The 13,714-nt window shown below is 59.9% G+C and carries 13 protein-coding genes and 2 tRNA genes; 8 read left to right on the plus strand and 7 right to left on the minus strand.

What is annotated here, in order from left to right; genetic code table 11:
• Positions 1-64: 64 nt before the first annotated feature.
• Positions 65-1,087, minus strand: a complete 1,023-nt coding sequence (locus CK228_RS12775) for an aldo/keto reductase (protein WP_095770396.1) — start codon at positions 1,085-1,087, stop codon at positions 65-67.
• A gap of 120 nt (positions 1,088-1,207) precedes the next feature.
• Here CK228_RS12775 and CK228_RS12780 point away from each other — a divergent pair, with 120 nt between their 5' ends.
• Together CK228_RS12780 and CK228_RS12785 are read left to right on the plus strand one after the other, a co-directional pair.
• A complete protein-coding gene (locus CK228_RS12780; RefSeq protein ID WP_245438016.1) occupies positions 1,208-1,834 on the plus strand; it encodes an SIS domain-containing protein in 627 nt (208 codons plus the stop codon).
• A 3-nt stretch (positions 1,835-1,837) separates the two neighbouring features.
• Complete coding sequence (locus CK228_RS12785; protein WP_095770395.1) at positions 1,838-2,581, plus strand: creatininase family protein; 744 nt, start codon at positions 1,838-1,840, stop codon at positions 2,579-2,581.
• A 214-nt stretch (positions 2,582-2,795) separates the two neighbouring features.
• Here the strand turns inward: CK228_RS12785 and CK228_RS12790 are convergent, their stop codons facing one another.
• From CK228_RS12790 to CK228_RS12800, 3 genes are all read right to left on the minus strand, one after another.
• Positions 2,796-3,713, minus strand: a complete 918-nt coding sequence (locus CK228_RS12790) for a carbohydrate ABC transporter permease (RefSeq protein WP_010915657.1) — start codon at positions 3,711-3,713, stop codon at positions 2,796-2,798.
• Between the two features lie 11 nt (positions 3,714-3,724).
• The gene (locus CK228_RS12795; RefSeq protein WP_095770393.1) at positions 3,725-4,855 is read right to left on the minus strand and encodes a sugar ABC transporter permease; all 1,131 of its coding nucleotides are present in this window, start codon (positions 4,853-4,855) and stop codon (positions 3,725-3,727) included.
• Positions 4,856-4,944: 89 nt separating this feature from the next.
• Positions 4,945-6,612, minus strand: coding sequence for a sugar ABC transporter substrate-binding protein (locus CK228_RS12800; RefSeq protein WP_095770392.1), 1,668 nt, complete (start codon positions 6,610-6,612; stop codon positions 4,945-4,947).
• Between the two features lie 289 nt (positions 6,613-6,901).
• Here CK228_RS12800 and ugpC point away from each other — a divergent pair, with 289 nt between their 5' ends.
• From ugpC to rbsK, 3 genes are read left to right on the plus strand one after another with little or no spacing between them, the layout of a single operon-like run.
• Positions 6,902-7,957 (plus strand): sn-glycerol-3-phosphate ABC transporter ATP-binding protein UgpC, encoded by a 1,056-nt coding sequence (ugpC, locus tag CK228_RS12805; RefSeq protein WP_095770391.1) that lies wholly within the window; start codon positions 6,902-6,904, stop codon positions 7,955-7,957.
• A 27-nt stretch (positions 7,958-7,984) separates the two neighbouring features.
• The gene (locus CK228_RS12810; RefSeq protein ID WP_010915661.1) at positions 7,985-8,437 is read left to right on the plus strand and encodes an RbsD/FucU family protein; all 453 of its coding nucleotides are present in this window, start codon (positions 7,985-7,987) and stop codon (positions 8,435-8,437) included.
• Between the two features lie 4 nt (positions 8,438-8,441).
• The gene (rbsK, locus tag CK228_RS12815) at positions 8,442-9,371 is read left to right on the plus strand and encodes a ribokinase (RefSeq protein ID WP_095770389.1); all 930 of its coding nucleotides are present in this window, start codon (positions 8,442-8,444) and stop codon (positions 9,369-9,371) included.
• Positions 9,372-9,541: 170 nt separating this feature from the next.
• Here rbsK and CK228_RS12820 read toward each other — a convergent pair whose 3' ends face one another.
• The 3 genes from CK228_RS12820 to CK228_RS12825 all read right to left on the minus strand — a co-directional run bounded on the left by CK228_RS12820 (position 9,542) and on the right by CK228_RS12825 (position 10,509).
• Positions 9,542-10,012 (minus strand): hypothetical protein, encoded by a 471-nt coding sequence (locus tag CK228_RS12820; RefSeq protein ID WP_095770388.1) that lies wholly within the window; start codon positions 10,010-10,012, stop codon positions 9,542-9,544.
• Between the two features lie 194 nt (positions 10,013-10,206).
• On the minus strand, positions 10,207-10,410 hold the full coding sequence (locus CK228_RS34680) for a hypothetical protein (protein WP_142884730.1): 204 nt from the start codon (positions 10,408-10,410) through the stop codon (positions 10,207-10,209).
• A 22-nt stretch (positions 10,411-10,432) separates the two neighbouring features.
• Positions 10,433-10,509, minus strand: a tRNA-Asp gene (locus tag CK228_RS12825).
• Positions 10,510-10,726: 217 nt separating this feature from the next.
• Here CK228_RS12825 and CK228_RS12830 point away from each other — a divergent pair.
• The 3 genes from CK228_RS12830 to CK228_RS12840 all read left to right on the plus strand — a co-directional run bounded on the left by CK228_RS12830 (position 10,727) and on the right by CK228_RS12840 (position 13,647).
• Positions 10,727-10,802 (plus strand) — tRNA-Val (locus tag CK228_RS12830).
• A gap of 827 nt (positions 10,803-11,629) precedes the next feature.
• Positions 11,630-12,442: a Dam family site-specific DNA-(adenine-N6)-methyltransferase gene (locus tag CK228_RS12835; RefSeq protein ID WP_179295892.1), complete on the plus strand. Its 813-nt coding sequence runs from the start codon at positions 11,630-11,632 to the stop codon at positions 12,440-12,442.
• Positions 12,439-13,647, plus strand: a complete 1,209-nt coding sequence (locus tag CK228_RS12840; protein ID WP_095788084.1) for a metallophosphoesterase — start codon at positions 12,439-12,441, stop codon at positions 13,645-13,647. Before CK228_RS12835 ends, CK228_RS12840 begins: the two co-directional genes overlap by 4 nt.
• The last annotated feature ends 67 nt before the right edge of the window (positions 13,648-13,714 follow it).

Genomic DNA, 13,714 nt, shown 5'->3' on the forward strand with positions numbered 1-13,714 from the left:
GACCAGAAAAGCCGCGCTTGCCAGGCTTTTCTTTTTTTGGCCCGAATTAGAGGCGGCAACGCTCCTATGCGGTCGGCGCGTCGTCGCGCATCAAGCCCTCCTTCTTGAGGTCGGCCCACAGCGCTGCCGGCAGTTTCGCGTCGAGCAGTGCCCGGTTGCTTTCGACTTCGCTCGGCCGCTGGCCTCCAGGGATCACCGAAACGACCGAGGGATGCAGCAGCGGAAACTGCAGCGCCGCCTCGATCAGCCTGACGCCATGGCGTTTGCAGACAGCCTCGATCCCGGCGACCCGCTCGAGAATGTCCTTCGGCGCCTCGGAATAGTTGTAGTAGGCGCCGGGCTTCGGTCCTGTCGCCAGTATGCCGGAATTGTAAGGGCCGCCAAGAACGATACCGATGCCGCGCTTCTGGCAGAGGGGCAGGAAGGATGTCAGCGCCTCCTGTTCCAGCAGCGTGTAGCGCCCGGCCAGCAGGAACAGGTCGAAATCGCCGCGCTCTGCCAATGTCTGGGCAACCTGCCATTCGTTGATGCCGCCGCCGAACGCCTTGATCGCGCCCTGGTCGCGCAGCGACAGGAGTCCATAGTAGCCCGAGCGCATGAATTCTTCGATGCGCCGGTCGGACGCCTCCTTGCTGCCATGGGTGAAGATGTCGACATCGTGCACGAACAGTATGTCGATCCTGTCGACGCCGAGCCGCTCGAGCGAGGCTTCGAACGAACGCATGACGCCGTCATAGCTGTAGTCGTAGACCTCCTGGCGTGATGGCGTGTCGAAGAACTTGCCGATGGCCGTGCGCTGCTCCGGCGGGCAGGCGCGCATGAGGCGGCCGACCTTGCTCGACAGCACATAGTCGTCGCGCTTCTTGCCGCGCAGGAAGGGGTTGAGGCGTGTTTCCGACAGGCCAAGCCCGTACAGCGGCGCGGTGTCGTAGTAGCGGCAGCCTGTCGCCCAGGCGGCGTCGAGCGTGGCCTTGGCATCCTCGTCCGAAACGGCGCGGTAGAGATTGCCGAGCGGTGCCGTGCCGAAGCCGAGCTCCGTAAAGGTGAGGCCGCCATTGCCGATGCGGTCGAAATGCCGTGTCTTCATGTCCTGCAATTTTCCCGGGGTTGATCTGTGTGAGCTGATTTATCTGACATGACACTATCATGCCTGCGACCAGGCAAAAGCGCTGCGCGGCGTTGGACACGCATTTTCGCGGTTGCTAGCATGAATGAAATCAAGCTGTTCGTGAAAAAGTCCGAGGAGGATTTCGAGGGTGGGTTTGTCGTGAGCGACCGGGACGAAAATCTGTTCAAGACCGCGCTCGACGAACTCGGCGGCGTGCTGGCGCGCGTGGATGACAGCCAGATCGGCGCGGCCTGCAAGCTGCTGGCCGAAGCCAGACAGATCGTCGTCTATGGCTGCGGCCGCGAGGCGTTGCAGGTCAAGGGTTTCGCCATGCGGCTCTATCATCTCGGCCTGCCGGTCTCGGTGGTCGGCGACATGACCACGCCGCCCTTGGGGCCTGGTGGCGTCTTCCTGGCCAGTTCGGGACCGGGAGAAACCTCGACGGTACTGACCTTGATGCGCGTCGCGCGCGATGCCGGCGCGACCAATCTGCTGCTCACCGCCCAGGCCGGCGGCAGCGCGGCGGGGTTGGCCGATGCCACGCTGCTCATTCCGGCCCAGACCATGGCCAATGACCAGGGGCCGCAAAGGACTTCGGTCCTGCCGATGGGCTCGGTGTTCGAAGGCGCGCTGTTCCTGCTGTTCGAGGTGATGGTGCTGAAGCTCAAATCCCTGATCGGTGCTTCGCCCCAGGCCATGCGTGCCCGCCATACCAATATGGAATAGATCATGCACTATGAACTGATGCTGCCGCACCAGATCCGCAAGGCGATTGCCGAGAATTGGCCGGTCGCCCTGCCGCTCGGCGTGCTCGAGTACCATGGCGAGCACATGGCCGTCGGCATGGATACGCTGGCCGTCATCAAGACGCTGGAACTGTTCGAGAAGGAGAGGGATGTCGTCATCCTGCCCCCCTTCTACTACGGTGCCGCGAGCTACGCAGTGGCGCCGCCGGAAGGTTCGGGCTCGGTGCAGGTCGGCGGCAACCAGCTGGCGCCGTTCGGCGAGGAACTGTTCTACAGCCTGCTGCGGATCGGTTTCCGCAACATCCACGCCATCATCCACCACCAGACCGAGAATTTCGCCGCCGGCATGCCGACCGATCTCGCCTTCAAGACCGCCGGCCGCCAGGCGATCTTCCGTTTCCTCGAGAAGCAGCGCGGCGAGGGCTGGTGGGGCTCGAAGGACATGGCCGACTATTATGCCGGACATGCCGCCGGTGAAAATTTCTTCAACTGGGTGCAGGTCCATCCGCTGATGCCGGCCGCCATGAATGGCAAATATCCGTTCGACCATGCCGGCATCGGCGAGACGTCACTGATGCTGGCGCTGTGTCCGGAGGCGGTCGACGCCGCCCGCTTCGCCGACAATACCGGCTGGTACACGGCGAGCGCCAAGGATGCATCGGCGGAACTTGGGAACAAGGGCGTCGCGATGATCATGGATCACCTGCGCGCTATCCTGAAGGCCTAGCGCGGTTCGACCTTCTCCCCCTTGTTGTGGGAGAAGGTGGATCGGCGCGCAGCGCCGAGCCGGATGAGGGGTGCTGGACGAAATGCGGCGTCAAAATATAGAGTGATTTTAAGCGCTTATATCTTCAGTGTTGCGATCCTGCCAACACCCCTCATCCGACCGAGCTTCGCTCGGCCACCTTCTCCCACAAGGGGAGAAGGGAAGACAGGGCGGCCTACTTCACGGCTCCCGCCGTCATGCCCATGATGAGATAGCGTTCCAGCGCGATGCCGATGACCGCCAGCGGCGCGATCGCGGCGGTGGCAAGGGCTGCCATCGACCACCAGTTGATGCCTTGCGAGCCGGTCTGGCTCGCCACCATGACAGGAATGGTCTTGGCATCGGTCGAGGTCAGAAGGGCAGCGAAGAAATATTCGTTCCAGCACAGCACCATCGCCAGGATGAAGGCGGCGACCATGCCCGGCAGCGCGATCGGCATGACGATGCGGAAGAACGCCCCCCAGATCGACAGGCCGTCGACGAGCGCTGCTTCTTCCAGCTCGACCGGGATGGAGTTGAACTGGTCGCGCATGATCCAGATGACGATCGGCAGCACCATCAGCGTGTACAGCAGGACCAGCCCGATGCGCGTGTCGAGCAGGCCGACTTCGCGGTACAGCACCAGGAAGGGCAGGGCGAGCACCACCGGCGGCAGGATCAACTGCGACAGGAAGAAGAAGGAGATGTCCTCGTTCTTGAACCAGGCGAACTTGTAGCGGTAGCGCGTGAGGCCGTAGGCGGCGAGGCTGCCGATGACGATGGCGAGGCTCGATGCGCCGACCGAGGTGATGACCGAGTTCATGAAGCGCTTGAAGAACTCATCGCGCACCGTGGAGGTCTGGAAGATCGAATCCGGCGACAGCCCGAGCGAACGCCAGCCTTTCCAGTCCGGCTGGAAGTCGACGAAGGGGATCAGATGGCCTTGCGTGACATCGACCGCCGATTTGAACGAGGTCGTTATCGTCCAGTAGATCGGAAACAGGCAGATCAAGGCCCAGAACACCAGCGCGCCATAGATGAAGACGCGGCTGGTGATGAAGCTCGCCGGAGAACGGATTTCGGAGACGGTGTATTCGGTGGTCTGAACGCTCATGATCCGGCCACTCAATTGACGTTGCGCACGAAGCGGTTGGCGAGTTTCAACAGCCAGGTCACGAACACGACGATGATGACCAGATAGGCCATCGCCAGCATGGTGCCGTAGCCGACATTGGAGCGGTCGCGGTATTCGCGATAGATGAAGCTGGAGACGGAATCGGTGGCGCCGCCGGGGCCGCCCGAAGTCACCGTGATGATGATGTCGGCCAGCTTCAGCTTGAAGATGATGCGCAGGATCACCGCCGTCACCGAAACCGGCAACATCAGCGGGAAGGTGACCTGCCAGAAGGTCTGCCAGGTGGTCGCGCCGTCGACGCGCGCGGCCTCCAGCACCTCGCGCGACATCGCCTGCAGGCCGGCGAGCAGCATGATCATCATGAACGGGATGAAGGTCCATGCATCCAGTATCATGATCGATATGCGGGCGATGATGGGATCGGAGAAGAAGGCGGGATTGTCCCAGCCGAGATGGCGCGCCAGTGTTGCCGCGGGTCCGAAGCGATACTCCATCAGCGATTTGCCGATCATCCAGGACACAGCGACCGGCGACAGCATCAGCGGCATCAGGAAGACGACGCGAAAGAATTTGCGCGCCCGGATCTGCGCGTTGAGCAGCAGCGCCAGCCCGAAGGCTATGACATATTCGACCAGCACGGCGAGCACGTAGAGCACCATGTTGAACAGCGCGTTGCGATAGTAGGGATCGCCCAGCATCTGCCAGAAATTGTCGAGCCCGTTGAACCTGCGGCCGCTGAAGGAGGAGAGGTTCCAGTCTGTGAGCGCGATGTAGAAGCCGAACAGTGTCGGGAAGATCACCATGGCGATGGTGAACAGCAGCGCCGGCAGCAGGAACAGCGCGCGCTGGCCGTCCTCGCCGCGCGTCAGCACCTGGCCGATGCCGAGCGCCACGCCCCACAGCACATAGGCGTAGACCACGGGACGCCATGTGTCGAAGCCGATCGTATCGACCTCGCTCTTGTAGAGGATCTGGACAAGGATCGTTGCCAGCAGGCCGAGCGTTGCAGCGGCCATCACCGCCCAGCCCAAGCGTTTGCGGCCTGGCGGTATCAGGTCGGATGGGACGGCGTTTGCCGGCCAATCATTGGTGGGCAAAATCTGGTCAGCCAAGCGTCTCATCCAGTTGCAGTAGGCACTTCGCGACCGGCGGTGCCGGTCAAGACAGGGTCCGGCGGCTTTCGTCGCCGGACCCCGGGTTCACGCTGCGATCAGGCCAGGCCGAGCGAGGCCTTGTAGAGCTTGACCTGCTTTTCGCGACCGATCTGGTCGGTGAGCTTTTCCCAGGCGGCGGCGATGGCATCGGCGCCTTCCTGTGCCTTCATCTTGCCGGCGAAAGTGTTGGCGAGAATGTCCTCGGCGGCGCTGTAATACTGGAAGATGCCGGGGATGCGTGGCTCGATCGCCGCGTTCGGATGGTTGTAGCTGTCGCCTTCCGACTTCAGATACGAGGTGATGAAGGCCTCGTCGTAGCCGGCCGCCACCCATTCGGGAATGTCGAAATGCGAATTGCGGTAGGGCTGGAAGCCGGACGGATACATCGCCGTCCAGATCGACAGGTCCTTGCCGCCGAGATGGGCGGCGGCGGACCATGCCGCCTTTTTCTTCTTCTCGTCCTTGTCGACGCGGGCCATGACATAGACGCCCCAGCCCAGATAGGCGCAGTTCGGCGAATAGTTCGGCCCGCTGGCGAGCTTCTCCCATTTGCCGGTCTTGGAATTGTACACATCGTCCGAGCCCGGCAGGATCGAGAAGCCGGTGACGTCGCCGATGACCGACGAATCGTTGGTCTTGACGTTGGAGCCGATGTCGCCCCACCAGGGGATCATCGAACCGGTGCCGGCCAGGAACTGCTGGAAGCCTGTGGTGTTCGGGTCGGCGTTGATCTGGTCCGCCGGTTCCGACGGCAGCGCGTCGATCACGTCCTGGATGGCGCGCACCCAGGCCGGATTGTTGATGCGCGGCTTCATCGTGTCGGCGTCGAACAGCCATGCCTTGTCGTCGGGATGCTTGGCGTAGGCGGTGGCGCGGCTGCCGAGGAAGTAGAAGCCGAAACCGCCCCATGGCTTGGGCGCGTCCAGATAGCCGTAAACGTCCTGGCCCTTGAATTTCTTGCCCTTGAGGAACTTGGTGACGGCCTGCACCTGCTGCCAGGTCTTCGGTACGCCCCATTCGCCTTCACCGCCGCCATCCTTCCACTGCTTGGCGAGGTCGGCATCGGCGAACACGTCGGTGCGGTAGTTGAAATTGTGCGTGTCGCCGTCGATGGTGACGCGATACTGCTTGCCGTCCCAGGTGCCGACCGGCGGCTTCAGATAGTTGACCAGATCGTCGAAATCGATCTGCTTCTTGACCCAGTCGGGCATCTCCGAGGTCAGGCCCTTGCCGCAGACATCGCCTTCGAAGGGCGCGCCCATTTCGATGATGTCGAAGTCGACGGTGCCGGTGGCGATCGATTGCTGCAGCCGGGCGTTGTAGTCGGCCTGCGCCAGGTCGATCCAGCTGATCTTGGCGCCGGTATAGGCCTCCCACGGCTTCAGGAAGCCGCGGAACAGCACATTGTGCAGGTTCTGGTTGTTGAGGCCCATGAAGGTCAGCTCGACGCCGGCGAATTCGCCTTCCTTGACATTGGCCTTGGTCGCCTCGAGGCAGAGTTCGCCGACCTTCTGGAAATCGGCATCGGTCGGCTGACCTTTGCCAACGCCGGGAATCTGCAGGATCTTCGACCGCAGTTCGCTTGCGGCGGACGCCGGACGCGTCAAGGCGCCGAGCCCGGCGCCGGATGCCGCCGCGATCGCGGCCATGCTGGCCGCACCCTTCAATATATCGCGCCTGGTGGCGCCGGCACGAACCAGTTTCTCGTAAAGACCTGTTCTCATCGCAATTCCTCCCAAAACATCAGTGTGATGGATGTGGCCAACCTGTCGGACGTTGGAGCGCCAACGATTCTCCCGGCTCGGAAACGAATTAGGCAGGACCCCACCCTGCGTCGATTTTAGGTTCCGATTGCGGATCAGGTAACGACATTTAGACCAGCGCCTGCCACTATTCTCGCAACCAAACGCCGTGTCAACGAGAACGGTTTTGTCTACAAGAGACCGACTTGCCCTGACAGGGCGTGTTGGTTAGCTTCTGCGCCTACGGCCAGTTGGAGCCGATGGGGGAGAGATGGCTCAAGTCGCGATCAGCAAGGTGGCCAAGGCGTTTGGAACCGTCAAGGTTCTGCACGAAGTCAGCGTCGACATCGCTGACGGACAGTTCGTGGTGCTGGTCGGCCCCTCGGGTTGCGGCAAGTCCACGCTGCTCAGGATGGTGGCCGGGCTGGAGACCGTTTCCGGCGGCACGATCGCCATCGGCGACCGCGTCGTCAACCATCTGCCGCCGGCAAAGCGCGACATCGCCATGGTGTTCCAGAACTACGCACTCTACCCGCACAAGACGGTCGAGCAGAACATGGCCTTTGCCCTCAAGCTGCGGAAAACCGATCCGGCCGTGGTCGCCGAGCGGGTCAAGCGCGCCGCCGACATCCTCGACCTCAACCCCTATCTGAAGCGCTATCCCCGGCAGCTCTCCGGCGGCCAGCGCCAGCGCGTCGCGATGGGCCGCGCCATCGTCCGCAATCCGCAGGTGTTCCTGTTCGATGAGCCGCTCTCGAACCTCGACGCCAAGCTGCGCGTGCAGATGCGCACCGAGATCAAGGAATTGCACCAGCGGCTGAAGACCACCACGATCTACGTCACCCACGACCAGATCGAGGCCATGACCATGGCCGACAAGATCGTCGTCATGCGCGACGGCCGCATCGAGCAGGTCGGCGCGCCGCTGGAGCTGTTCGACCGGCCGGCCAATCTCTTCGTCGCCGGCTTCATCGGCTCGCCGTCGATGAACCTGCTCAAGGGTGTTGTGCGCAAGGGCGGCAAGCCCGGCGTCGACATATCAGGCACATTGTTTCCGATTGCCGACAATGCCGCGCAGGACGGGCAGGCCGTCGTCTATGGCGTGCGCCCGGAGCATCTGGAAATTCATCCCGATGGCGTGCCGGCGAAGATTTCGGTGGTCGAACCGACCGGCTCGGAAACGCTTGTGTTCCTGCGCTTTGGCGACCGCGAGATGGTGGCGCTGTTTCGCGAGCGCCACGACTTCAAGCCCGGCGACACGCTGACCCTGAAGCCCAGGCTCGACCAGATTCATCTTTTCGATGCCGAGACCGGCAAGCGTCTCTGATCTCAAACGGACTTCACGAGGACCATCATGCTCAAAGGCATCAATCCGCTGCTCAATGCCGACGTGCTCCAGGCATTGCGGGCGATGGGCCATGGCGATGACCTGATCATCGCCGACACCAACTTCCCCTCCGATTCGGTGGCGCGCCAGACGGCACTCGGCCGGCTGCTGCGCATCGATGCGTCGGCCGCGGAAGTGGTGAAGGCAGTGCTGTCGCTTTATCCGCTGGATACGTTCGTCGACGACGCGGCCGCGCGCATGGAAATCGTCGGCAAGCCGGACGAGATTCCGTCCGTGCAGAAGGAAGTGCAAAAGGAAATCGACGCCGCCGAGGGCAAGTCCTGGCCGATGCTGCCGGTCGAGCGCTACGCCTTCTACGAACGTGCCAAGCAGGCCTATTGCGTCATCCAGACCGGCGAACGCCGTTTTTACGGTTGCTTCGCCTTCCGCAAGGGCGTCATACCGCCGGATGCGGAGTAGCGATATGGCAGCCGTAAAGCCTGTCGTCATTTTGGGCGTCTTCGTCGCCGATACCGCCTATCGCGCCGATCGCCAGCCGCGCATGGGCGAGACTATCCTCGGCAATTCGTTCAAGCTGGGCCCGGGCGGCAAGGGATCGAACCAGGCGGTGGCCGCAGGCAAGCTCGGCGCCGACACCACTTTCCTGACCCGCCTTGGCGTGGATGCCTTTGCCGACATGGCCAAACGGACCTGGCAGGATGGCGGCGTGAAAAGCGCCGTCATCGACACGCCGGACAGCTATACGGGCGCTGCCTACATCTTCGTCGAGGAGGGCAGCGGCAACAACGCCATCATCGTCAGCCCGGGTGCGGCCATGCTGATCTCGCCGGCCGATATCGAGGCCAATGCCGCCTTGATTCGTGGTGCCGGCGTCTTCGTAACCCAGCTCGAACAGCCGATCGATGCCGCGATGCGGGCGCTGGAGATCGCGCGCGGGGCAGGGGTGACGACCATCCTGAACCCTGCTCCCGCGGCAAAGCTTCCCGACCGAATCTACGCGCTCTGCGACTATCTCACGCCGAACGAGACCGAGACGGAGGAATTGACCGGACTGAAGGTCTCTTCGGTCGATGAGGCGCGGGCCGCCGCCGGCAAGCTGCTCGAAAAGGGCGTCGGCACGGTCATCGTCACGCTCGGCGACAAGGGCGCGCTGCTGCATTCGAAGGGACGCTCCGAGCATGTCCCCGCCATCAGCTCCGGGCCGGTGGTCGAAACCACCGGCGCGGGCGACGCCTTCAACGGCGGCTTCGCCGCGGCGCTATCGCGAGGCGTGGAGCCGCTGCAGGCGGTGCGCTTCGCCTGCGCTGTCGCCGGCATCTCGGTGACGCGACCCGGCACCGCGCCGTCGATGCCGACGCTGCAAGAGGTCGAGGCACTGCTGGCGAAGGGGTGAGGCACGCGGGCCAGCCGGACCATCAGGCTGTTCCAATCCCCGGGCAATCCCATGAAAAGTGCGTAGCGCTTTCCCCTGGGAATTGCGCCAAAACAAAGAGTCAGGGCAGTTCGCCGCGTCCGTGAAACGACAAACTGCCCTGGATGTCCATCCAGCGATAGCCCGATCAGCTATTGCCTGACGTAGCAGCGCTTTTCGCGACCGGGAGCGGGATCGCCGAACGTATCATTGTCGCATTGGACGCCGTTGCGGAACACGTCCTGCGTGAATTGGCCGCGTGCCCCGTACCTGACCACCTTGCGGCCATAGAAATCGCAGTAATCGCCTTCATCGGCACAGGCTGCCCATCTCTCGCGGCGGGGTTCGTCGTAATTGTCATCCGACTGGTCTCGGCCGCGCATCACGATGAAACACGACTTTGGGATGCCCGGCGCCGGGTCGCCAAAAACGCGATTTGAACACGGCACCGCGTCTCGCTCGAAATAGCGCGAGGTCGTGCGGCCCCGGGCGCCGTAGACCACTTCGGCGGGATACGGCAGACGGCAGAGCCCGCCCTCGCGCGCGCATTGCTGCAACCGGTCGGCCGACGCGGTCGCCGGGAAAAGGGCGGTAGCGACCGTCGCCGCGCCGCCCAGGTACATGAGCGTGAATAATGTGCGCATAGGAATGTTTGGTGCGATTGACACGATAAGTCCTCCATGCCGTTCAGGCAGCCTACTAGTGCAACTCCGCTACCTGCGAAATGAATCCAGCGCTTTGTGGGCAAATCCGCAAGTGGGATTCACAACGTCAAACGCGGCTCAAGCCCGAGTCGTTCCAGGAGCTGCTTTTCAGCCTATTGGAGTGGCGTCGCGTTTGCCAGATTGCCGCGCGGGCGTGGCTGAATTTTTGAAGCCGGCTGCGAAACAGTCTGCCGCCAACGATTCGCGCGGCGGCGGCGAATGATCATCGACAGCGGCAGGGCGCAAAAGCCCGCGCCTTGGCACTTCATTTCTGAAAGTGGATTCTGACAATTCATGTCGGCATTTCCCTGTGCCAAGGATTGCGATCCTTGAGGGAAATGGCGCGAGTGACGGGGCTCGAACCCGCGACCTCCGGCGTGACAGGCCGGCACTCTAACCAACTGAGCTACACCCGCGCATTGACGAGCACGTGTCAGCCGTGTTCGTCGTTGGGGCGCTGGATAAGGGGTTCGCCATCGGGTGTCAAGCGCACCAAACCATCATAACAACAAACTGGAGAAGGTTTTTTGACAGCCGGCGTTTTGTTCGCAAATCGGGCCTGCGGACAGGGCGTCACCTGTTCATTTGGCCTTGCGAAGCCGGTCCTGACCGCTTAAAGGTCCGCGCCGGAGCGGGCGATTAGCTCAGTTGGTAGAGCGCTTCGTTTACACCGAAGATGTCGGCGGTTCGAGCCCGTCATCGCCCACCACTCCAAATCATAGGAAATAGCGCTCTTCAGCTCCCAAAACGGCGATAAATCAGTTGCTTGCGCAATGAGTTGACTTACTGAGCTAATCGCCCGCTAAATCCCGGCCCAATACCGTGCGCTGTGACACGAGAGTGGCAGAGATGGCTGCTTCGTGATCCCTCCAACAGAGATAGCGGAGCCTTCCAGAGCAGATAGTCAGTTAGAGGCGCAGGCCTGCCCGCTTGAGGCTCCACAGAACGATAATGTTGCCTGGAATTCCACAGGCTGGAAATGCTTAGGGCCACTTGTGGCGCTGATTCAATACGCCGAGCCAGAGTAAACAGTCTGCATCCCAACGGAAAGCCATCGGCAGGCTTTTGGGAAAGGACTGACAATGCCAGAGCGGGTTCGATTAGCAGATACCGCGACATCGAAATGCCCATGCGCTAGGCTCATTCTGATACGAAACGCGTCCGTTGCAAGCTTGACGGAAAGAAGGACGCAGATGCCCTACTGAGCTCCAACTATTGATGACTTTAGCCATGCAAAATGGTTGAGGAGAGATCTCGGATTGGGGGACGATTTTGACTGGTTCATCGAGGGGATGGCCGAAAGGGTCAGGCTCAGAGCCGGAAGGGCAAACGATAGAGCGTCCTTCGTATGCGACCACAAGAAAGGCTTGTCTGTAAGAGCTTTAGCGAAAAAATATCAGATTTCTGTGGGGAAAGCCCACTCGATAAGGGACTTGGACCAAAATTAGCTATTTTATGCAAAGCTAGTTCAGAAAAAGCCCGGTCAACTTTCAAACATAGAAAAAATGGCTTGCACCGGGAAGGGGGATATTTTTGTTGACGAGGCCACTTATCAGGTGGGCTGGAAGCAAAAGGAGCGTTCTCGGGCAAATTCGCCCCAGAATGCCGATTAACTTCAGTTCGTATATCGAACCATTCTGCGGCTCGGCAGCGTTGTCTTTTGAGGTGTCCACCAAATTGATAGTTCTGAATGACCTAAATGAGAGGTTGATAAACTTCTATGTGCAATGCCAGTCCAGTCCGAAGGATGTCTACGACCAATATTCAAAATTTCAAGCTACAAAGGAAGAATACAACCGGCTACGTGACATTTTTAATAAGACCGATGACAAATTGATTCTTGCGTCAATTTTTTACTTTTTGAATAGGAACTGCTTCAATGGGCTTTATAGAACAGACAAGTCGGGGCGATTCAACGTCCCGTTCTCGTCATCCCGCATAGGACGGCCTCACACCCGTGAAGAATTTTTGGAGCTTGCCGGGCGCCTAAAAGGCTACGTGCTTCATTCTGGCGATTTTGAATTGACCGTCGGCCGTTATTTGGGAAGTGGCAGCTTCTTTTTCATCGACCCCCCATATGCGGTGGCGCGCCGAGCCCCTTTCACCGAATACGGCCCAACCACATTTAAGCCGAAAGACATCTCTCGCCTACTCGGCTGCCTCGAAGCCATTGATGACTCTCGGGGCAAATTCATGCTTACCTACTCGAGCGCATCGGGCACCACATTCCGACTTCGACCAACCTGGGAATTGTCTGAGGTGTCTGTCCAAAGGCACATCGCAGGCTTCGCAGGCGCGCGTCGAAGGGCTAATGAAATCCTTTTAACTAACTATGCCCAAGAACAATGAAAATCCTCATCCTTAGCGATTTGCACGCATACACACCCAGCCCAAAAATCACTCGGGCTCCGTCGTTCTTAGTCAACTCGCACATGTCGAGCCTCGGAATGCCGGATATGCTGACGCCCATACCGGAATTGTTGGATGAAGAGGGGTTAGATGTTGATTGGATAATTTGTCCAGGCGACATTGCGGACAAAGCCGAGCCGACCGCACAAGAGTTCGCGTGGAGATCTCTTTGCGAATTGAAAAAGAAGACGAGGGCTAGATTGCTGTTGGCAACTGCCGGGAATCACGACGTCGACTCGCGTCTGAAATATAACGATTTCGATCCAAAAAGCTCGTTGCAGGCCCTGCTCCCTCCATTCCCTGGAATAGATGACAAAACCTCAGACACATATTGGTCACGAAACTTTCATATATATACGGAAGGTCCAGTTCGTCTTTTAAATCTGAATAGCTCTGCGTTTCATGGATATCATTCAGAGGAAGTCGCGGATACAAGCAAATCTGAATATAGGCACGGTAGAATAAGCGAGTATACGATACAGAGGATCGAAAACGCTCTGCAGGGTGGGAATTATCCCGTGAACATACTGCTAACTCATCATCATCCATTCCCGAATGATAAAATATATGATAGCGACTATAGCTCAATGATATTTGGAAGCAGGCTGGTTGATAGAATATCGCAAGTAACGTCATCGAGCTGGCTCATCATACACGGCCACCAACATTTACCAGAGGTCAGTTATGGGCCCGGCAAGGCGCACGTTCCTGTCGTCTTCTCGGCAGGGAGCTTCTCGGCTTCGATTGAAGCTCCATACGCATCGATCGCGCCCAATCAGTTCTATCACCTCACGCTTGCTACTGATTCCGCCGACACAAAAAATTGGTCGCCATGCGGAGTCGTGAGAGCATGGCATTGGGAGCTTCGTCATAAGTGGCAGCGTTCGCCTCTTACCTTTAGCATACCTTATGGGTCCGGGTTCGGATGTAGAGCTCAGCCGTCAGTGCTTGCACATCAAATTGCATCAGAAGTGAACGGCAGTCCTGATCCTCTGCTAGAGGGGAAGCATCTTTTCTCCAAGATTCCGGAACTAAGATATCTATTACAAGATTCCCTCCACGAGGTTTTGAAGCTCCTGCCGAAGCTGGGAGTGGTTTGCACAATCGCCCCTGTAGCCAGTGACAGTATCTTTCGGCGGGCATAGGGGGTGGCTGGAATGACCGTGGGGCCATTTGAATCTTTCAACGCGAGATTTGTTGATCCGAGAACCG

It is taken from the genome of Mesorhizobium sp. WSM4312 (genome assembly GCF_002294875.1).
Taxonomy (GTDB): domain Bacteria; phylum Pseudomonadota; class Alphaproteobacteria; order Rhizobiales; family Rhizobiaceae; genus Mesorhizobium.

Bases quoted from the DNA above. Each gene is read 5' to 3' on its own strand.
- CK228_RS12785 (WP_095770395.1), top strand. From the start codon at position 1,838: ATGCACTATGAACTGATGCTGCCGCACCAGATCCGCAAGGCGATTGCC.
- CK228_RS12800 (WP_095770392.1), bottom strand. From the start codon at position 6,612: ATGAGAACAGGTCTTTACGAGAAACTGGTTCGTGCCGGCGCCACCAGG.
- CK228_RS12840 (WP_095788084.1), top strand. From the start codon at position 12,439: ATGAAAATCCTCATCCTTAGCGATTTGCACGCATACACACCCAGCCCA.
- CK228_RS12780 (WP_245438016.1), top strand. From the start codon at position 1,208: ATGAATGAAATCAAGCTGTTCGTGAAAAAGTCCGAGGAGGATTTCGAG.
- CK228_RS12810 (WP_010915661.1), top strand. From the start codon at position 7,985: ATGCTCAAAGGCATCAATCCGCTGCTCAATGCCGACGTGCTCCAGGCA.
- CK228_RS12775 (WP_095770396.1), bottom strand. From the start codon at position 1,087: ATGAAGACACGGCATTTCGACCGCATCGGCAATGGCGGCCTCACCTTT.
- rbsK (WP_095770389.1), top strand. From the start codon at position 8,442: ATGGCAGCCGTAAAGCCTGTCGTCATTTTGGGCGTCTTCGTCGCCGAT.
- ugpC (WP_095770391.1), top strand. From the start codon at position 6,902: ATGGCTCAAGTCGCGATCAGCAAGGTGGCCAAGGCGTTTGGAACCGTC.
- CK228_RS12795 (WP_095770393.1), bottom strand. From the start codon at position 4,855: ATGAGACGCTTGGCTGACCAGATTTTGCCCACCAATGATTGGCCGGCA.
- CK228_RS12820 (WP_095770388.1), bottom strand. From the start codon at position 10,012: ATGTACCTGGGCGGCGCGGCGACGGTCGCTACCGCCCTTTTCCCGGCG.
- CK228_RS12790 (WP_010915657.1), bottom strand. From the start codon at position 3,713: ATGAGCGTTCAGACCACCGAATACACCGTCTCCGAAATCCGTTCTCCG.